Here is a 19359-nt window from a genome sequence, read left to right as displayed (position 1 = left end):
GTCGTTTAGTCCTCCAATTCGTAGCGGTAATCCTCGATCACCGTGTTGGCAAGTAGCTTTTCGCACATTTCCTTGAGACGCACTTCCGCTTCAGCACGGTTATCCGTATCCAAAGTCAGCTCCATATATTTCCCGATACGCAAGCTTTCAACTTCTTGGAAACCTACCGAATGAAGTGCTCCTTGTACTGCTACCCCTTGTGGATCAAGAACGCTTTTCTTTATGGTGACATATACCGTCGCTTTTAACATATGCTTGTAGTTCCTCCTAAATTTTAATGAGCATACCCTCTGAAACTGAAATTCTACAATGAGTACATTTAGCTTCAAAAATATATACTTAATTTATTCCCATGAGTGCACACACTATGTTGAACTATAAAGACTTGCCAGTAAGACGATGATAAATGTCCAGATAACGCCGTGTAGTTTCTTCTACTACTTCCAGTGGGAGCGGATCAGGTTTACTATTCTTGTCCCAGGCAGATGCCGATAGATACGTACGAACAGGCTCTTTATCCATACTATCAATTTCAATATCAAGCGCGTATTTATCCTTAGCCCAGAAGCGGGAAGCATCCGGTGTAAAAATCTCATCGATCAGAATCACCTTACCGTCCAACAAGCCGAATTCGAATTTGCAGTCCGCAAGAATGATCCCACGCTCAGCACAATACTCTCTAGCAAAAGCGAACAGCTTTAAGCTCTTTTCCTGCAGCTCAAGCGCCAGATCAGCTCCGATTAATTCCTGCATTTTCTCAAACGGAATATCCTCATCGTGACCTACATCATTTTTAGCCGCAGGAGTAAAAATCGGTTCTGCCAGCAGCGCGTTTTTGCGGAGGTTAGCAGGAAGTTCAATACCATTTACCTTGCCGGTTTCTTGATACTGTCTCCAGCCGCCGCCAGTGATGCATCCACGCACTACGCATTCGATATCAATACGCTCCGCTTTGCGTACCACCATGACACGGTTTCTGAGAGCCTCTTTGTCCTTAACTACGTCGCCGAGCAGATCCACATCGATATGAACGACATGATTCTCCATCAGCTCTTTAGTCTGTCCGAACCAGAACGCACTCAGACGGTTAAGCACATTGCCCTTTTCAGGGACCGCCGGGTCCAGCACATAGTCAAAAGCAGATATCCGATCTGTAACTACGATCAGTACATTTTCCCCTAAATCGTATAGCTCACGAACCTTCCCTTTGTAGAGCAGCGGCGCATTGATGAGTTCCACGGCTGTGGATACGGCCGATGATGTCATGACCTTTCCTCCCTTGAACTAATGATCTTCCTAAGTTGGGCTGGTCTAGGAGGAAGCACTTCCGAGGAATGTTTGGACTTCCGATCGCTGTTATCCTCAGATTTCTTGATTTGAACCGCTTCTCGCGGTAGAAATCCGAGGATAAAGGCGAACGCTACGCTTCTACAGTTCCAAACTTCCTCTACAGTGCTCCCCCATCCAGCTTTGCATTTATTGCAGCGTTCCTTAGTTCACCACTAACTTATCTTTTTTAGAGTCTCAAAGGCGTAACTCCGAGGAATGTTTGGACTTCCGATCGCTGTTATCCTCAGATTTCCTGATTGAACCGCTGCTGCGGTAGAAATCCGAGGATAAAGGCGAACGCTAACGCTTCTACAGTTCCAAAATTTCTCTCCGTTCCTTATCGACCAGTTGCATTTCAATTCTGCACAACCTTAACCGCTCGTACTATTCCTAGCTCCTTAGTTCACCACTAACTTATCTTTTCTTAGATAAGTTCTAGCTTGCGGAAGATGGTATCCACATGCTTAAGGTGCCAAGAAGGGTTAAATGCATCTTCAATCTCTTCTGGGGTGAGGACATTAGTGATTTCAGGTGTAGCTTCCACGATATCACGGAACTGCTTTTGCTCTTCCCAAGCTTGCATCGCACGTGGTTGAACAGTGTCGTATGCTTGCTCGCGGCTGAAGCCTTTATCAATCAGCTTGGTTAAGATCCGGCCAGAGAAAGGAACGCCGAAGGTACGGTTCATGTTACGCTTCATATTCTCTGGGAATACAGTCAGGTTCTTCACGATGTTTCCGAAACGGTTCAGCATGTAGTTCAATAGCATTGTTGCATCCGGAAGGATGATACGCTCCACTGAAGAGTGCGAGATATCGCGTTCATGCCAGAGCGGCACGTTCTCGTAAGCTGTAACCATATGTCCGCGAATCACGCGGGACAGACCGGAAATATTCTCGCAGCCAATAGGATTCCGTTTATGCGGCATAGCAGATGAACCCTTTTGACCTTTGGCAAAAGCTTCTTCTACTTCGCGAATCTCACTCTTTTGCAGAGCGCGGATTTCGGTAGCGAATTTGTCTAGCGAGGTTGCTACCAGAGCAAGAGCTGCCATATATTCAGCGTGACGGTCGCGCTGTAGAGTTTGTGTCGAGATCGGTGCAGGGCTTGTACCCAGCTTACTGCAGACAAATTCTTCTACGAATGGATCGATGTTGGCATACGTACCAACGGCTCCGGAGATTTTGCCAAATTGCACACCGTTCGCAGCATGGCGGAAACGCTCCAGGTTACGTTTCATTTCTTCGTACCACAATGCCATTTTCAGACCAAAAGTAGTTGGCTCAGCATGAACCCCATGTGTACGGCCCATCATCGGTGTATCTTTATAAGCAATAGCTTTATCTTTAAGGATCTCAATGAAGTTAATAATATCCTTCTCTAGAATCTCATTCGCTTGACGCAGCAAGTAACCCAGTGCTGTATCCACCACATCTGTGGAAGTAAGGCCGTAGTGTACCCATTTGCGTTCTGCGCCAAGGCTTTCGGAAACCGCACGTGTAAAGGCGATTACGTCATGACGTGTTTCCTGTTCGATTTCATCAATACGTGCGATGTCGAATTTAGCATCCTTACGCAGCTTAGCAGCGTCTTCATGTGGGATGACTCCCAGCTCCGCCCATGCTTCACAAGCGCATATTTCCACTTCCAGCCATGCTTTGAATTTATTCTCCTCAGTCCAAATGGCCCGCATCTCGGGTCTGCTGTAACGTTCGATCATATTCTTTAGTTCCTCCAAAGTTTAGATTGCTCCACCCAGGATAAGCCGTCTCCGGTATCCTTGCACAGCAGATTGATATGACCCATCTTACGACCAGTCTTACTCTCAGTCTTGCCATATATATGAAGCTTAGGTACAATACCCAGCTTATTATCTTTTTCCTCATGTGTACAGGTCGCTTTAATCGCACCATCCAAATGCTGACCTAATACATTTACCATAACTACAGGTGTCAAAAGCGTTGTATCGCCCAGCGGCAGATTACAAATCGCCCGGACATGCTGCTCGAACTGTGAGGTCACGCAAGCATCCATGGTGTAATGGCCGGAATTATGCGGTCTTGGTGCCAGCTCATTGACGAACAATTCACCGTCCGCTGTGACGAACATTTCCACGGCAAGCAGTCCAACCGCATTCAGCCCTGCGATTAAAGTCTCAGCCAGCTCGCAAGCTCTGCGCTGAATGTCCGCTGACACTCTTGCAGGCACAATGGACAGATGCAAAATATTGTTTACATGAATGTTCTCAGAAGGCGGGAAGCTTTTGACCTCCCCAGATGCACTACGTGCAGCAACAACGGATATTTCGCATTGAAAAGCTACAAACTTCTCAAGCACCAGCTCCGGAATCACCTCACCGGGTGCAACCTGCCGGAAAGCTTCTTCCAGCTCTTCTTCCTGACGAATCACAGCTTGACCCTTGCCGTCATAACCGCCTGTGGCTGTCTTGAGCACACAAGGTAGTCCAAGTTCAGCCGCCGCCTCTTTTAGCTCCGCAAGGCTGTCCACCTTCCGGTACGGGGCGACCGGAACGCCCGCCGCCTCGATGGCGGCTTTTTCGCGCAGCCGATGCTGCGTGGTATACAGCAGCGCGCTGCCCTGCGGCACGTACGATTCTTCCGCCAGCAGCGCTGCTACGCCCGCGTCGACGTTCTCGAACTCGTACGTGATGACGTCCGAGCGGCGGGCCAGCTCCCGCGCCGCGTCCCGGTCGTTATACGCCGCCGTAATCTGCGGCGTAACTTGACCGCTAGGCGCATCCGGCGCAGGATCCAGCGCCACGAAGCGGTACCCCATGGCGCTGCCGGCCAGCGCCATCATGCGCCCGAGCTGCCCGCCGCCGAGCACGCCGACGGTCGAGCCGGGCAGCAGCGTCCGGACGGTGTCCGCACCGGACGCTTGTGCAGCTGGCGAAGCTGCGCCGCCAGCCTCCTGCAGCTTCAGCTCCTCCGGCCTCATAAGCTGTCGCTGCTTTCCAATACTTCATCGCGGATCGCATCCCGACGCAGCTGCACACGCTGCTGCACTTCAGGGTCGAACGCTCCGATGATCTGTGCGGCCAGCAGGCCCGCATTTACAGCGCCTGCTTTACCAATAGCTACCGTTGCTACCGGTATGCCTCCAGGCATCTGCACGATGGAGAGCAGCGAGTCCAGCCCATTAAGTGCTTTCGACTGCACGGGCACTCCAATCACTGGCAGGATTGTCTTTGCAGCCACCATACCCGGCAAATGCGCGGCGCCGCCTGCTCCTGCAATAATCACGCGAATGCCGCGGCCTGCGGCTTCCTCCGCATAGCGGAACATCAAGTCCGGTGTACGGTGCGCGGATACTACCTTCTTCTCATAAGACAATCCCAGCTCTTCCAGCACCCCACAAGCGTGCTCCATCGTATCCCAATCCGACTTACTACCCATGATGACAGCTACCTGCACAGACATGATTCGACCTACCTTCCAATCACTAGTATGAGATATCTTTATCTTGTAAATCCGAACAAGCAGAGACTACATTCTCGTCCTTCAGGGATGACTATCGTTTTCCTTAATAATATAAGGTTGATGTATTACGTGTAACTTATTCCTTATATTAAAAAAGCCCGATGTCCAGACGCATTTTGCTGCGGGAGGATCGGACTAGTAAAGGAATTAGGAAAAAACACTCCCGCTTGCCTCTCACCAAACTGGCATTAAGCGCGGAAAGCTGCACAATGCATCACTCCATTATCTGGACTGCATTATCGCATTCTAGCATCCTATTTCCTCGTAGTCCGGTAATTTACGGTTCCCGGGTAGAAACTTCCGGGCCATATTCCCGGTTTTATACGAGCTCTTCATGACATCAGTTTAACAATCCCCTACACATGATGTCAACTCAAACACGAACATTGGTAAAATCACCATAATAAATGTTCGCTTTTGGGCGAATTTAAATTCTCAATAACCTTATATTTTGTGAAGAAGTACTTCTTTCCGTACGCTCCTACCTCTAGCGCTCTATGGTGTTTAAGCTCCAGATTAAGACCTGTACAGCCTTAAATTGAAAAAAAGGAACGCTATCAGCGTCCCTTTGAACTCTATATTATTTTACAACCAGCACTGGAATACGAGCGCTTTGTACTACATTATGGCTGACACTGCCCAGAACAAATTCACGTATACCGCCAAGCCCGCGGCTGCCGATAACTATGATGTCTATAGCATTTTCCTTAGCATATTTCAAAATCACTTCCGCAGGAGATCCTTGTAAAAGCTCAACCTCAGCATTCAGGCCTTCAGCCTCAAGGCGTCCCTTCACTTCCTCGGTTGTCTGCACTGCCAAATCATAATATTCTTTATTTACTGAAGCTGGTAGTGGTGCAAGAGCTTCTCCGATAAAAAATCTTGGGAATTCAAATGCGTGTACGACATGCAATATAGAACCTGGTGTGACTTTAGCGAGTTCAATTGCGCGCTCCAATGCTTGATTAGAAGCCTTTGAACCGTCATAGGCTAGCAAAATTTTAGAGAATAACATGTACGCCACCTCTTTTTCTAGTTTGTAATCCTAAAGACTATTATCTTAAAAAATAGCTGTACAAAAAAATATTCAGCAGCAGCAGAAGCGGAATTCCGATCCTGAAGGATGTATGACGCGTCTTGTGGCGCTTACGGTACATGGCAATCAGCACACCTAGTGCACCGCCCATGGCTGCCAGCAGAAAAAGTGTTTTCTCAGGTACACGTTCCCGCCTTTTGCGGGCTTTGTTCTTGTCCTCGGACATCACTACATACCCGATAATATTAATTACCACAAACCACAACATTACAACCTTGACCATTCTCCCGGGCTCCTCCTCCTTGCTTCCTATCTCTATTATATTCCCCTTTTGCACAAAAAACCAATCATCCTTACACGCTCTGCCGAGTCTGTTAAGTTTCTTTTAGCTGCTTCTGCTTCGTATCCTTCATCCATACCCAGGATAAAATTGTAGCCAACGCCGCCGCAATCCCACCTAACCAGAATCCTCCGGTCAAGCCATATACAGAGCTCATCCAACCTGCTACGAATGGCCCTGCTGACATCCCTATCGCATAAACGGCCTGATAGAAACCCATAGCTGTAGCCCGTTTAAAGGGATCTATTTCTGATACGGATTTACTCAACAGCAGCGGAAAAATAAGTCCCTGCATAAAACCATTCCCCACCTGAGTCAGACAAAGCGCCGCTAACGTCGGCATAGAAGGAATGAGCAGCGTAAACAGTGCGCTTCCCGCAAAGCCTAGCATAAGCTTCCCTCTATCACCCAGCAGCCCTCCAAACAGACGTGAGCCGTAGAGCGTTGCGATGGCATGCGGAATCATAAAAGCGAGTGTTAGCCAGCCCAAGCTTTCTTTACTTGCTCCGATATTCAGCGCCTGGTTCGGAGTATATCCGAACATCGTTATAAATAGCACACAGTGTGCCAGCACAGACAACAGTGATACTTTTACCAGCAAAGGTTCCTTTACGACACCAGCCAGCTCCTTGATCTGTATGGCATTTTGCCGTTTTTCCTGCTTTTGTTCCGGTAACCGAAGCGCAAGTATTAGTGCCGCAATAGCTACAATTCCACCAATCAGGAAGGGGGCATTCCAGCCCCAATGCTCTACCATATAGCCGCTGATCATCATGCTGGTCAATTGGGCGATTACTGTAGTGAATTGCAGCATGCCCATCGCTTTTCCAGCTTCCTCTTTTGGAAAATATCCTGCGAACATCACAGAGTACACAACCCATGCCGATGCTGCTATCCCGGATACCGCACGTGCTGCCAACGCCCAACCCGGCTGTGCTCCCCACATAAAAAGAAAACAGCTGACTCCACTCGCAATCAATCCCAGATAGATAAACGGCCGCCGCCTATTTAAATAATCTGAACCGATGCCAATGGGTATACGGAATAGGATCTGCATTAACCCATATATCCCAAGCACCATGCCCACCATAAAATACGATGCTCCCAAATGCTCAACATATGGTGAAAGCACCGGCACATAAATATAAGAAGAGAACCAAAACATAAATACAATAACCAAAAAGAAAAACCTGCTGCTTCCTTGCCCCTGTGGGCGATCTGCCGCTTTCAACGGATTCGCCTGCTGCTCAGCTGCCACCTAATCACCTGCTCCACTCATTTGCTTACCATTCTAATTCAAAGCCTATCCGTAGACCACATAAACTTACTAGGATAGAAAAAAGACTGCTGAGCACACTCAGCAGCCTTCATTATTCTAATCATTCGTTTTAATTGAAGCTAACCATCCGATGATTCCTACTACTTATCCTTCTTTTGTCCTTCAAGCGCTGCTTTCAGCAGTTCCCCAAGGTTAGAACCAATGCTTTCCTGCTTGCTGTATTGCTGCACCAGCTTTTGCTGTTCACGTTTATTAACATGCTTGTGATCCTTATCTAAGGTCTCTGTGATTCCACAGCCTAGACATTGTACGAACATGCCTGCTTTACCCTCTTTAAGCTCCATTTTCTTATGGCACTGTGGGCAGCGGCGATTCGATAGTCTTTTCTCACCTGCACGGGTGTAACCACAGTTATCTGCAGGACACACCAGCAGCTTCCCTCGTTTGCTCTTCTTCTCGAGCAGTCTTGTACCGCATTCCGGACAATGACTGTTAGAGACATTATGCGGCTTATATTCTGCTCCGCTAGTTTTCACACCTGTTACCAATTCCTGTGCCATACTGCGGATACCTTGTAAAAAGAGCTCCGGTTTGCCTTGACCACGCGCTATTTTCTCCAGCTCAGCTTCCCAACGTGCGGTTAGATCCGGGGTTCGTAGCTGAGTGGATACCAGCTCGATTAACTGCTTACCTTTTCCTGTCGGATGCAGGAGATTACCTTGCCGCTCAATCGTATCGGAGCTTACCAGCTTCTCAATAATATCCGCGCGTGTAGCCGGGGTTCCGAGGCCGTGCTTCTCCATTTGCGTCAACAGCGAAGCTTCATTATAACGCTTCGGTGCCTGTGTTCGGCCAGCACGCACCATACAGCGGCCAATCGTGACAGTAGCCCCTTCGCGCAGCTCAGGCAGCTTTACACTGCCCGCTGCCGGCTCGTCCGCAGATTCCTCCTCGTCATCACTACTCATATCCCCGCCGTATACTTCGCGCCAGCCGGCATCTTTTACTGTCGTCCCTTTGACATGGAAGCTTTCGCGTTCCACATTGACGGTTACAGCTACCGCATCATAACGAGCTGGCGGATAGAACAAGCTTATAAAACGCCGCACAATCAGATCATACAACTTACGTTCTTCAGTACTCAGACCATTTAACAATACGGTCTGTTCTGTAGGAATAATAGCGTGGTGATCACTGACTTTACTGTCATCCACGATTCGCTTCGTAATCGGCAGCTGCTTGCGCAGCAATGGACGTGCTAACGCTGCATATGGACCGACCGCAACACTATCCAGTCTTTCCTTGAGTGTGCCCGTCATATCTGAAGTTAAGTAACGACTGTCCGTACGCGGGTATGTGACAAGTTTATGCTGCTCATATAACCGCTGCAGCACACTGGAGGTCTGCTTCGCGGAGAAGCCGAACTTCCGGTTCGCATCACGCTGCAGTTCAGTCAGATCATAAGCCAGTGGATGAGGTTCACTTTTCTCACTCTTCTGTACCTTAATAATACGGCCGCTGCGTCCTGTAAGCTTATCCTTTAAGCTGGCTGTCTTATCCTTTTCGAATATTCGACCATCACCGTTACTGGCCCGCCATGCCGCTTGGAAATCCCCAAAATCAGCAGTCAGCGTCTCAAAATCGACGGAACGGAAACCCGTAATCTCCTGTTCACGATCCATGATCATTCCTAATGTCGGCGTTTGTACACGACCTGCTGAGAGCGGCGAACCGAACTTACAGGTCAAAGCTCTCGTGACATTCAGTCCAATCATCCAATCCGCCTCTGCGCGGCAACGTGCAGATTCATACAACCGATCAAATTCCCGGCCCGGACGGAGTTTTGCAAATCCCTCTTTAATTGCCTTATCAGTCTGCGAGGATATCCATAACCGCCGGAATGGCTTTTTCCACCCTGCCATATTCATAATCCAGCGAGCCAGCAGCTCCCCTTCACGGGCAGCATCTGTAGCAACAATAAGTTCCTCAATGTCCTGACGCTTCATTAGATGCTGGACAGCTTTGTATTGCTGGTTGGTCTCCCGCAGCACCTTCAGCTTGGTCTTCTCCGGCAAAATCGGCAGATCCTCCAAGGCCCAAGTTGCAAACTTTTTATTATAATCCTCTGGTTCTGCCAGGCCGACCAAATGACCCAGCGCCCAGGTAACCACATATTTTGGACCTTCAATATAACTCTTCTGTTTATTATTACATCCCATGACCCGTGCAATCTCGCGTGCAACAGACGGCTTCTCAGCCAATACTAATGTCTTCATAATGCTCCCCTTTCCACATCAAATTTCATTATAGCATTAAATGAATGTTAGCAAATATCGTCAGGCTTTACCGTATGCCTCTGTTATACACTAGATCATATCTGATACCCGAAAGGAGTCATAGTCAATGAATGAACAAGAAAGCTATAATATATTATCTATAGGATCGGTTAGAGGTACAGCACATAATTTGCGGCTTGAAATCAACCCGGAATTCAGACCAGCGCTTAAAGGTTTATCTCAGTTTAGTCATTGCCAAGTGCTTTGGTGGCTGCATGAGTTTGCAGAGGATCATTTCCGGCAGACTACACAGATTCAGCCTCCTTATGATGCGACCTTAACTGGAGTATTCGCTTCCCGTTCCCCTATTCGCCCTAATCCGATTGGGCTAAGTGTAGCAGCAATCCTGTCTGTCGATGTAGACTCTGGAATAGTAGAGGTGGCCGGGCTTGATGCCTATCCGGGCACACCGGTTCTCGACATCAAAGCCTATTTTCCTAGTGCAGATCGCGTAATGGAAGTGACTGTTCCCGATTGGGCTGCTGCTTGGGGCGACTGGACAGCAAATCATTGAAGTAATCGTGCTAGACACCATTTCTATTAACTGTTATGGGAGGACATCTCTTGAACAATCGCCAACTAATCATTCAAGCCTTAGATCTCATTGAGGGTCGCTTAACTACGTTTCTTCCTGTAGCTGTCCTCTCCAAAGAAATGGGATACTCCCTTTATCATTTCACCCGTCTATTTCAAGCAGTCACTGGGATAGCACCCGGCGACTATATAGCCAGACGCAAAATCACTGAAGCAGCCTTAGACATTCATCGAATGCCAGAACGTTCACTCCAGGACATCTCCTTAGACTATAACTTTAGTAACTATGAGACCTTTACGCGTGCCTTCAAAAGAATGCTGCACACGACTCCCTCTCTTGTTCGAAAAAGACTTACTGAAACGAAACTCCCTTTGCTCCCTAGACTATATGAACAGGATCTACTTCAAGTCCTTTCTGATAGTGATCTCTCCCCCCAGCTCGTTGATTTCGGAGAAATTATACTTCAAGGACCCATAGTTAAAGTAGACCATGATTTCTCCGTCATTTCTGATACTTGGCCTTTGCTTTTCAATAAGGTAGTCACTATATCGGATAGAATACAGCCTGAAAAATATTATCAGCTTGGCTTCTGGCCAGATGACTATGAGAGTAATGGGTTTTCGATCATGTGTGCCTGCGAACTCAGTCCTATAAAAGCAGACCACAATCAGACTTTCCCCCTTCAGATCTTACCACCCATACGTTATCTGAAATTCATCCATAAAGGCCGCTCTTGTGATATCCCTTCTACCTATAAATATATCTACGGAATCTGGCTGCCGAAAACAGAATACAGGATGTCCATTCCATTTGAATTAGAATATTATGGTGAATTGTACCTTGGACCAGATAACGAAAACTCGGTGAGTGAAATCTACATTCCATTAGAATTTTTACAAGAAGAGACTACGTTGTCGTCTTTTATAGATGACAACCGTTACTCTTAGAAATATAAAGATATTATAGTTTTTCAGCTTATAAATTCTCATTTTTTAACAAAAAGCCCGTATCTGCTATGCAGACACGGGCTTCTTTTTGCTTATGGGATTAATAGTTACTTTTGCTCCACCTGAATCGTTTGTTCAAGCTCCGGATAATAATGTTTAACTTGTTTTCCTTCTTCATCCCTTAATGCTTTATGATTTTCATCAATGGAGTAAGTAAACGGCTTAACTGTAATTGTCTTTGGTGTTTGCGCGAACGGTATGAAATCTTTGTCTACCAAAGGATAGACTATAGCTGGCAAGTTAAATGAACCACCCGATGAGAACGCATTACCTAGTTCATCAACGATTTCATAGAACATTTCAGAGGTTGTGTATCCATCCTTTTCTTTCACAGTTGGCGCTTTACCTTCTTCGCTGAGCTGTAATCTGCTTGTGGCTGGAGTTAATTCCAGCTTGGTAATCGTATAACTGAATTCTTCTGCCTCTTTTGTTTGGTTCAGATCAAGCTTGATAATTCCTTCCGTTACTTTTTTCACCGGCACCTTGATTACAAAAGGCTCTGCAATTTGTGTAACCGGCACACTGATGCTTAATTCAAATTCATCCCCCAAAGCCTCTATATTATTTAGATTTCTGTAATCGTATAAAATAGCATTCTTTTTTCCCTCAACATCACCAAAAGATGACATTTGGCTCTCCAGTTTTTTCCCATTCGGCAATTTCACTTCTGCTGAACCCAACAACCCTTTTTCGGACTGGTTCATTGTCACTTTCGCATGTTGTTCTGTTAGCGATGGATCGAACTCAATCGGTTCAATAATCATCTCAGCCATCATCTTATCATTATCAATGCCTTCCCGTTCAATCGCAAAAGCCAACCGCGAGCCGTCATAATAGGCATCGGTAACCTTTAAGGTCACTCCATCATGGGTAACGCTTTGGTTAGGGGCAGTAGATAATCCTTTTTCCTCAGCAGCATTTAGACCTTTATCGTCAATCCCCTTAAAAATACTTCCTACAACAGGAATCTGCTTCAATGTTTCAGCCATGACCGGGGATACAAATCCGCTACCGATTATCCCCGCACCCAACACTGCTGCTGCCGAGGCAGCCACCAATGATTTTTTCAGAAACTTATTTCCATTCTTTCTTGACGCTCGTTTTTCCATTCCCTCGTCTCCTATTCGCTTCATAATTGAATCGCTGAAACTGTCTACCGGCATTTCATGATTTTGGAATGTTTGACGAATGTGCTCCATCTTCTGACTTTCAGTTCGATCTTGCCATTTCTCCATGAGGGCTGCCTCCTTCATTCATTCTTTGCCGGACTAACTTTTTGCGTAGACGTTCAAATTTCTTGCGTAAAGTAGCTGAATTACAATCCATAATCTGACCCATTTCTTCAAAGCTGTACTGCTCAACCACCTTAAGAATCAGGAGATTGCTCTCTTCGGCTGTCAGGTCATCCATAAATAACTTCTGCAATGGCTCCTCATCGTTAGGATTATAATAGGCTTTGGGCTGCTGCTCTTTATATAGCGACAACAGACGGTTTCTTCGCTTGCGTTTGCGAACCTGATCCAGACAATGATGATAGGCCACTTTATACAGCCATGCACTAAAAGAGACTCGTTTCTCATAACGTCTGAGTTCCTGATACACTTTTACAAATATATCTTGCACAGCATCCTCTGCTTCTTCATGACTTCTCAAAATATAATAGCAATACGTATAAATCTTTCTTTCATAGGCTTGTATTATAGTTCTATAGGCTTCGCGGTTACCCGCAAGTACCTGATCGATAGCCTCTTCAATTATTGTTTGATTCACTTGGACCCCGGGGCTGCGACGTTCCAAAGAATCACCTCCTTGTTATTGACTACAACTATATAACGAATGTGATCCCTTTAATTGTGACAGGCTCAAAAAAATTTTCCAAATATGTTAGAAACATCATCCGTTTTCAATAAAAAAAGCGATTGCCCCGATTGATGTTCGGAGAAATCGCTTTTATAATAATATTCCATATTTATAAATCACTTACTTATTCGTACTATTGGACACCTTTTAACGCTATACATGCTTCAAAATATACAGTATCACTATTCTGACCGCGTACATATATACCATCATCCGTTACAGCTGAACGTAAAATAGTCAGTTCATCCCCAAACTTAGCTTCTTGTAGATAAGTAATCCGGAAGCGTGTGAACTCTGCATTATCCCATTCCGCTAAAGTGAGCGCATCACAACATAAATCCCCGTATCGGGCATTATTCAAATGTCCGTTGCTGTCAAGCCCACTATATCTTACCTGATACCGATAAGCTTCTTCCATAGTAATATCAGAAGGGATCGTTACCTTAACAGGCATATCGCCTACTGAATCGCCATTATAGTGCTTAACCTGAACTGGAAGGGCATTCGGTCTAAGTATCTTTCTCTTCTCAATATCTACTAAAGCCCATATGGATCGTGCTGTGGCGATTTCTATATGATCTGCATCGAAAATACGATAATCCCGTTGCCACAGTGCCCCTTTAGTGCCTTTACTCCAGGTATGTACGCTAAGCACATCATTCGGGCGGGGAATACGCTTAAAATCAAGATCTAACGTGATCATCATCCAGCCCATTCCTGCATTCAGAATTTCTTCCACACTTATCCCCAAATTACCCACTGCGAAGTCTGCCGCACATTGCATGATATCCAGAATAAAGGATAACTTACCCTGCGAACGATAATCCGTGTCGCTCGCATGTACAGAAAAATCTTCTATCCACACAAGATTGCTACTGTTGTCCATTGTTTATCCTCCTGCCATGCAAAATATCCTTGCATTTACTTGAAGTATCCACATATACCACTGCTCTATCCACATAAATTGGGGACTACTTTCATTTTTGAATATATTTTATTATTTCATCCACATGTTAGTAACTTTTATAATTTCGTTAATTCCCCATAACTTATCCACATTTTTAAAATTAAGCGGTAAAGGGAACAAAAAAGCCATTGTTGATAAATCAACAATGGCTTCGTGTGCTTGGCAACGTCCTACTCTCCCAGGACCCTTCGGTCCAAGTACCATCGGCGCTGGAGGGCTTAACGGTCGTGTTCGGGATGGGTACGCGTGGAACCCCTCCGCTATCGCCACCAAACATGCATCTGTGAAACAGACGCTGCCGCGTGAAATTCAGTTCATCACAGAAGTGACAATGAATTTCTAAGCGTGTTACAGGCTTGATGCCTGAAAACTGAATCCGAAACGAATCTGCATTCTACGTATAGGATAAGCCCTCGACCGATTAGTATTGGTCAGCTCCATGCATTGCTGCACTTCCACCTCCAACCTATCTACCTCGTCGTCTTCAAGGGGTCTTACTAATTGGGAAATCTCATCTTGAGGGGGGCTTCACGCTTAGATGCTTTCAGCGCTTATCCCGTCCGTACGTAGCTACCCAGCCATGCTCCTGGCGGAACAACTGGTGCACCAGCGGTACGTCCATCCCGGTCCTCTCGTACTAAGGACAGCTCCTCTCAAATTTCCTGCGCCCACGACAGATAGGGACCGAACTGTCTCACGACGTTCTGAACCCAGCTCGCGTACCGCTTTAATGGGCGAACAGCCCAACCCTTGGGACCTACTTCAGCCCCAGGATGCGATGAGCCGACATCGAGGTGCCAAACCTCCCCGTCGATGTGGACTCTTGGGGGAGATAAGCCTGTTATCCCCAGGGTAGCTTTTATCCGTTGAGCGATGGCCCTTCCATGCGGTACCACCGGATCACTAAGTCCGACTTTCGTCCCTGCTCGACTTGTAGGTCTCGCAGTCAAGCTCCCTTATGCCTTTGCACTCTGCGAATGATTTCCAACCATTCTGAGGGAACCTTGGAACGCCTCCGTTACTCTTTAGGAGGCGACCGCCCCAGTCAAACTGCCCGCCTGACACGGTCCCCGTACCCGGTAAGGGCACTAGGTTAGAACCTAGATACGATCAGGGTGGTATCCCAACGGCGCCTCCACCGAAGCTTGCGCTCCGATTTCTACGGCTCCCACCTATCCTGTACAGATCGTACCCAAATTCAATATCAAGCTGCAGTAAAGCTCCATGGGGTCTTTCCGTCTTGTCGCGGGTAACCTGCATCTTCACAGGTATTAAAATTTCACCGGATCTCTCGTTGAGACAGCGCCCAAGTCGTTACGCCATTCGTGCGGGTCAGAATTTACCTGACAAGGAATTTCGCTACCTTAGGACCGTTATAGTTACGGCCGCCGTTTACTGGGGCTTCGGTTCATAGCTTCGGGTTACCCCTAACCACTCCCCTTAACCTTCCAGCACCGGGCAGGCGTCAGCCCGTATACTTCGCCTTGCGGCTTCGCACAGACCTGTGTTTTTGCTAAACAGTCGCTTGGGCCTTTTCACTGCGGCCCCCTCGTGCTATTCACACTACCGGGGCACCCCTTCTCCCGAAGTTACGGGGTCATTTTGCCGAGTTCCTTAACGAGAGTTCTTCCGCGCGCCTTAGAATTCTCTTCTCGCCTACCTGTGTCGGTTTGCGGTACGGGCACCTTCTCCTGGCTAGAGGCTTTTCTTGGCAGTGTGAGATCATGACCTTCGCTACTATAATTTTCGCTCCCCATCACAGCCCAGCCTTAACGATGTGCGGATTTGCCTACACATCAGCCTCACTGCTTAGACGGACATCCATCAGTCCGCGTCACTACCCTCCTGCGTCACCCCATCGCTCATAGCGGATTACGGTGGTACAGTAATTTCAAACTGTTGTCCTTCGACTACGCCTTTCGGCCTCGCCTTAGGTCCCGACTTACCCTGAGCGGACGAGCCTTCCTCAGGAAACCTTGGGCTTTCGGCGGATCAGATTCTCACTGATCTTTTCGTTACTCATACCGGCATTCTCACTTGTGTAGTGTCCAGCGCTCTTTTCAGTACACCTTCAACCCCTACACAACGCTCCCCTACCCCAGATACATACGTATCTAGCCATAGCTTCGGTGGTGTGTTTAGCCCCGTTACATTTTCGGCGCAGAGTCACTCGACCAGTGAGCTATTACGCACTCTTTCAATGGTGGCTGCTTCTAAGCCAACATCCTGGTTGTCTGTGCAACTCCACATCCTTTCCCACTTAACACACACTTGGGGACCTTAGCTGATGGTCTGGGCTGTTTCCCTTTTGACAATGGATCTTAGCACTCACTGTCTGACTCCCGGCAATAAGTATATGGCATTCGGAGTTTGACTGAGCTTGGTAATCCTTGCGGACCCCGCACCCAATCAGTGCTCTACCTCCACTACTCTTATACCGAGGCTAGCCCTAAAGCTATTTCGGGGAGAACCAGCTATCTCCGAGTTCGATTGGAATTTCTCCGCTACCCCCACCTCATCCCCGCACTTTTCAACGTACGTGGGTTCGGGCCTCCAGTGCGTGTTACCGCACCTTCACCCTGGACAGGGGTAGATCACACGGTTTCGGGTCTACGTCCACATACTAATTCGCCCTATTCAGACTCGCTTTCGCTGCGGCTCCACCTTCTCGGCTTAACCTTGCATGTTAAACGTAACTCGCCGGTTCATTCTACAAAAGGCACGCCATCACCCATTAATAGGGCTCTGACTTTTTGTAAGCACACGGTTTCAGGTTCTATTTCACTCCCCTTCCGGGGTGCTTTTCACCTTTCCCTCACGGTACTGTTTCACTATCGGTCGCCAGGTAGTATTTAGCCTTAGCAGATGGTCCTGCTGGATTCATACGGGGTTTCACGTGCCCCGCACTACTCGGGATCCGTCTCGGAGAGAATACAGTTTAGGCTACAGGGCTTTTACCTCTATCGCGGGCCTTTCCAGACCTCTTCACCTACCATATTCCTTTGTAACTCCATGTGAGACGTCCCACAACCCCTAAGAGCAAGCTCTTAGGTTTAGGCTGTTCCGCGTTCGCTCGCCGCTACTGACGGAATCACTATTGTTTTCTCTTCCTCAGGGTACTTAGATGTTTCAGTTCCCCTGGTCTGCCTCTACATTTCCTATGTATTCAGAAATGAGTAACTGCGAATTACCACAGCTGGGTTTCCCCATTCGGACACCCCCGGATCAAAGCTTGCTTACAGCTCCCCGAGGCAGTTTCGTTGTTCGCCACGTCCTTCGTCGGCTCCTGGCGCCTAGGCATCCTCCGTGTGCTCTTATTAGCTTAACCTTGATTCTTCCGAAGAAAAATCTCACTAATAACATTTACTTGTTTGCACAAGTTGCTAAAAGATGTTCTAAAACGCAAATTCGTTTCGGTATCCAGTTTTCAAGGATCAAGTCTTGCTTGAGAGCTTAAACTCTCAAAACTGAGCAACGAGTGAGTAACAGGCCTAAACCTGAGTTTTGGAAGCTGAGCTTCCGATTTGAATGTTCTCATTGCAGAGAACGATTCTCCATAGAAAGGAGGTGATCCAGCCGCACCTTCCGATACGGCTACCTTGTTACGACTTCACCCCAATCATCTACCCCACCTTCGGCGGCTGGCTCCCTTGCGGGTTACCCCACCGACTTCGGGTGTTGTAAACTCTCGTGGTGTGACGGGCGGTGTGTACAAGACCCGGGAACGTATTCACCGCGGCATGCTGATCCGCGATTACTAGCAATTCCGACTTCATGCAGGCGAGTTGCAGCCTGCAATCCGAACTGAGACCGGCTTTGATGGGATTGGCTCCACCTCGCGGCTTCGCTTCCCGTTGTACCGGCCATTGTAGTACGTGTGTAGCCCAGGTCATAAGGGGCATGATGATTTGACGTCATCCCCACCTTCCTCCGGTTTGTCACCGGCAGTCACTCTAGAGTGCCCAGCATTACCTGCTGGCAACTAAAGTTAAGGGTTGCGCTCGTTGCGGGACTTAACCCAACATCTCACGACACGAGCTGACGACAACCATGCACCACCTGTCTCCTCTGTCCCGAAGGCCGCCACTATCTCTAGTGGATTCAGAGGGATGTCAAGACCTGGTAAGGTTCTTCGCGTTGCTTCGAATTAAACCACATACTCCACTGCTTGTGCGGGTCCCCGTCAATTCCTTTGAGTTTCAGTCTTGCGACCGTACTCCCCAGGCGGAGTGCTTACTGTGTTAACTTCGGCACCAAGGGTATCGAAACCCCTAACACCTAGCACTCATCGTTTACGGCGTGGACTACCAGGGTATCTAATCCTGTTTGCTCCCCACGCTTTCGCGCCTCAGCGTCAGTTACAGCCCAGAAAGTCGCCTTCGCCACTGGTGTTCCTCCACATATCTACGCATTTCACCGCTACACGTGGAATTCCACTTTCCTCTTCTGTACTCAAGCCACCCAGTTTCCAGTGCGACCTCAGGTTGAGCCCAAGGTTTAAACACCAGACTTAAATAGCCGCCTGCGCGCGCTTTACGCCCAATAATTCCGGACAACGCTTGCCCCCTACGTATTACCGCGGCTGCTGGCACGTAGTTAGCCGGGGCTTTCTTCTCAGGTACCGTCACTCCGGTAGCAGTTACTCTACCGGACGTTCTTCCCTGGCAACAGAGCTTTACGATCCGAAAACCTTCATCACTCACGCGGCGTTGCTCCGTCAGGCTTTCGCCCATTGCGGAAGATTCCCTACTGCTGCCTCCCGTAGGAGTCTGGGCCGTGTCTCAGTCCCAGTGTGGCCGTTCACCCTCTCAGGTCGGCTACGCATCGTCGCCTTGGTGGGCCGTTACCCCACCAACTAGCTAATGCGCCGCAGGCCCATCCCTCAGTGACAGATTGCTCCGTCTTTCATTCTTCTCTCAGGAGAAAAAAGAAATTATCCGGTATTAGCTACCGTTTCCGGTAGTTATCCCAGTCTGAAGGGCAGGTTGCCTACGTGTTACTCACCCGTCCGCCGCTAAGTCACTTTGAAAGCAAGCTTTCAAAGTGACTCCGCTCGACTTGCATGTATTAGGCACGCCGCCAGCGTTCGTCCTGAGCCAGGATCAAACTCTCCAATTAGTATTGAAAAGAGCGATATGCTCATTTTGAAACATCTGACGAGAAAATTAAT

General features: G+C 47.9%; 14 protein-coding genes, 3 rRNA genes and 1 riboswitch. Of the genes, 2 read left to right on the top strand and 15 right to left on the bottom strand.

Annotated features, from left to right (window positions below; all coding sequences use genetic code 11):
• Positions 1-5 precede the first annotated feature (5 nt).
• From purS to NST94_RS03255, 9 genes are all read right to left on the bottom strand, one after another.
• Entirely contained in the window at positions 6-251 is a 246-nt protein-coding gene (purS, locus tag NST94_RS03295; RefSeq protein WP_036680912.1) for a phosphoribosylformylglycinamidine synthase subunit PurS, read from the bottom strand.
• A 124-nt stretch (positions 252-375) separates the two neighbouring features.
• On the bottom strand, positions 376-1266 hold the full coding sequence (locus NST94_RS03290) for a phosphoribosylaminoimidazolesuccinocarboxamide synthase (protein ID WP_076136913.1): 891 nt from the start codon (positions 1264-1266) through the stop codon (positions 376-378).
• Between the two features lie 487 nt (positions 1267-1753).
• Positions 1754-3049, bottom strand: a complete 1296-nt coding sequence (gene purB / locus NST94_RS03285) for an adenylosuccinate lyase (protein ID WP_076305628.1) — start codon at positions 3047-3049, stop codon at positions 1754-1756.
• A 5-nt stretch (positions 3050-3054) separates the two neighbouring features.
• On the bottom strand, positions 3055-4287 hold the full coding sequence (gene purK / locus NST94_RS03280; RefSeq protein WP_076309277.1) for a 5-(carboxyamino)imidazole ribonucleotide synthase: 1233 nt from the start codon (positions 4285-4287) through the stop codon (positions 3055-3057).
• Positions 4284-4769 (bottom strand): 5-(carboxyamino)imidazole ribonucleotide mutase, encoded by a 486-nt coding sequence (gene purE, locus NST94_RS03275; protein WP_036680920.1) that lies wholly within the window; start codon positions 4767-4769, stop codon positions 4284-4286. Before purE ends, purK begins: the two co-directional genes overlap by 4 nt.
• A 305-nt stretch (positions 4770-5074) precedes the next feature.
• A riboswitch (purine riboswitch) is annotated at positions 5075-5176 on the bottom strand.
• A 233-nt stretch (positions 5177-5409) separates the two neighbouring features.
• The gene (locus NST94_RS03270) at positions 5410-5844 is read right to left on the bottom strand and encodes a universal stress protein (protein WP_036680923.1); all 435 of its coding nucleotides are present in this window, start codon (positions 5842-5844) and stop codon (positions 5410-5412) included.
• Between the two features lie 40 nt (positions 5845-5884).
• Positions 5885-6148, bottom strand: coding sequence for a DUF1294 domain-containing protein (locus NST94_RS03265; protein ID WP_036680925.1), 264 nt, complete (start codon positions 6146-6148; stop codon positions 5885-5887).
• 91 nt (positions 6149-6239) lie between these two features.
• Entirely contained in the window at positions 6240-7463 is a 1224-nt protein-coding gene (locus NST94_RS03260) for an MFS transporter (protein WP_339281646.1), read from the bottom strand.
• 161 nt (positions 7464-7624) lie between these two features.
• The gene (locus NST94_RS03255; protein ID WP_339281645.1) at positions 7625-9760 is read right to left on the bottom strand and encodes a DNA topoisomerase 3; all 2136 of its coding nucleotides are present in this window, start codon (positions 9758-9760) and stop codon (positions 7625-7627) included.
• Between the two features lie 127 nt (positions 9761-9887).
• Between NST94_RS03255 and tsaA the strand changes: the two genes are divergently transcribed.
• Positions 9888-10334: a tRNA (N6-threonylcarbamoyladenosine(37)-N6)-methyltransferase TrmO gene (tsaA, locus tag NST94_RS03250; RefSeq protein WP_076128454.1), complete on the top strand. Its 447-nt coding sequence runs from the start codon at positions 9888-9890 to the stop codon at positions 10332-10334.
• A 50-nt stretch (positions 10335-10384) separates the two neighbouring features.
• Complete coding sequence (locus NST94_RS03245; RefSeq protein ID WP_076279488.1) at positions 10385-11302, top strand: AraC family transcriptional regulator; 918 nt, start codon at positions 10385-10387, stop codon at positions 11300-11302.
• A 107-nt stretch (positions 11303-11409) separates the two neighbouring features.
• On the opposite strand, the gene NST94_RS03240 is transcribed toward NST94_RS03245, so the two are convergent.
• The 6 genes from NST94_RS03240 to NST94_RS03215 all read right to left on the bottom strand — a co-directional run bounded on the left by NST94_RS03240 (position 11410) and on the right by NST94_RS03215 (position 19307).
• Positions 11410-12597 carry a DUF4179 domain-containing protein gene (locus tag NST94_RS03240; protein WP_076128451.1) on the bottom strand — a complete coding sequence of 396 codons (1188 nt, stop codon included), beginning with the start codon at positions 12595-12597 and terminating at the stop codon, positions 11410-11412.
• Entirely contained in the window at positions 12572-13159 is a 588-nt protein-coding gene (locus NST94_RS03235) for an RNA polymerase sigma factor (protein ID WP_076128449.1), read from the bottom strand. Before NST94_RS03235 ends, NST94_RS03240 begins: the two co-directional genes overlap by 26 nt.
• 196 nt (positions 13160-13355) lie before the next feature.
• Positions 13356-14108, bottom strand: coding sequence for an acyl-ACP thioesterase domain-containing protein (locus NST94_RS03230; protein ID WP_339281644.1), 753 nt, complete (start codon positions 14106-14108; stop codon positions 13356-13358).
• 238 nt (positions 14109-14346) lie between these two features.
• Positions 14347-14463 (bottom strand): 5S ribosomal RNA (gene rrf, locus NST94_RS03225).
• 127 nt (positions 14464-14590) lie between these two features.
• Positions 14591-17517: ribosomal RNA gene (locus tag NST94_RS03220) — 23S ribosomal RNA — on the bottom strand.
• Between the two features lie 232 nt (positions 17518-17749).
• Positions 17750-19307, bottom strand: a 16S ribosomal RNA gene (locus tag NST94_RS03215).
• Together the 16S, 23S and 5S rRNA genes form the textbook arrangement of a ribosomal RNA operon.
• Positions 19308-19359: the final 52 nt, after the last annotated feature.

The organism is Paenibacillus sp. FSL H8-0282, assembly GCF_037963825.1.
GTDB classification, from domain to species: Bacteria; Bacillota; Bacilli; order Paenibacillales; family Paenibacillaceae; genus Paenibacillus_AQ; species Paenibacillus_AQ odorifer.
The sequence above is the reverse complement of the archived record's forward strand: the minus strand, read 5'-3'. Positions and strand labels throughout refer to the sequence as shown.

Coding starts and splice junctions, on each gene's coding strand:
- NST94_RS03230 (WP_339281644.1), bottom strand. CDS start 14,108: ATGGACAACAGTAGCAATCTTGTGTGGATAGAAGATTTTTCTGTACAT.
- NST94_RS03265 (WP_036680925.1), bottom strand. CDS start 6,148: ATGGTCAAGGTTGTAATGTTGTGGTTTGTGGTAATTAATATTATCGGG.
- NST94_RS03290 (WP_076136913.1), bottom strand. CDS start 1,266: ATGACATCATCGGCCGTATCCACAGCCGTGGAACTCATCAATGCGCCG.
- NST94_RS03240 (WP_076128451.1), bottom strand. CDS start 12,597: ATGGAGAAATGGCAAGATCGAACTGAAAGTCAGAAGATGGAGCACATT.
- purE (WP_036680920.1), bottom strand. CDS start 4,769: ATGTCTGTGCAGGTAGCTGTCATCATGGGTAGTAAGTCGGATTGGGAT.
- purB (WP_076305628.1), bottom strand. CDS start 3,049: ATGATCGAACGTTACAGCAGACCCGAGATGCGGGCCATTTGGACTGAG.
- purK (WP_076309277.1), bottom strand. CDS start 4,287: ATGAGGCCGGAGGAGCTGAAGCTGCAGGAGGCTGGCGGCGCAGCTTCG.
- purS (WP_036680912.1), bottom strand. CDS start 251: ATGTTAAAAGCGACGGTATATGTCACCATAAAGAAAAGCGTTCTTGAT.
- NST94_RS03255 (WP_339281645.1), bottom strand. CDS start 9,760: ATGAAGACATTAGTATTGGCTGAGAAGCCGTCTGTTGCACGCGAGATT.
- tsaA (WP_076128454.1), top strand. CDS start 9,888: ATGAATGAACAAGAAAGCTATAATATATTATCTATAGGATCGGTTAGA.
- NST94_RS03270 (WP_036680923.1), bottom strand. CDS start 5,844: ATGTTATTCTCTAAAATTTTGCTAGCCTATGACGGTTCAAAGGCTTCT.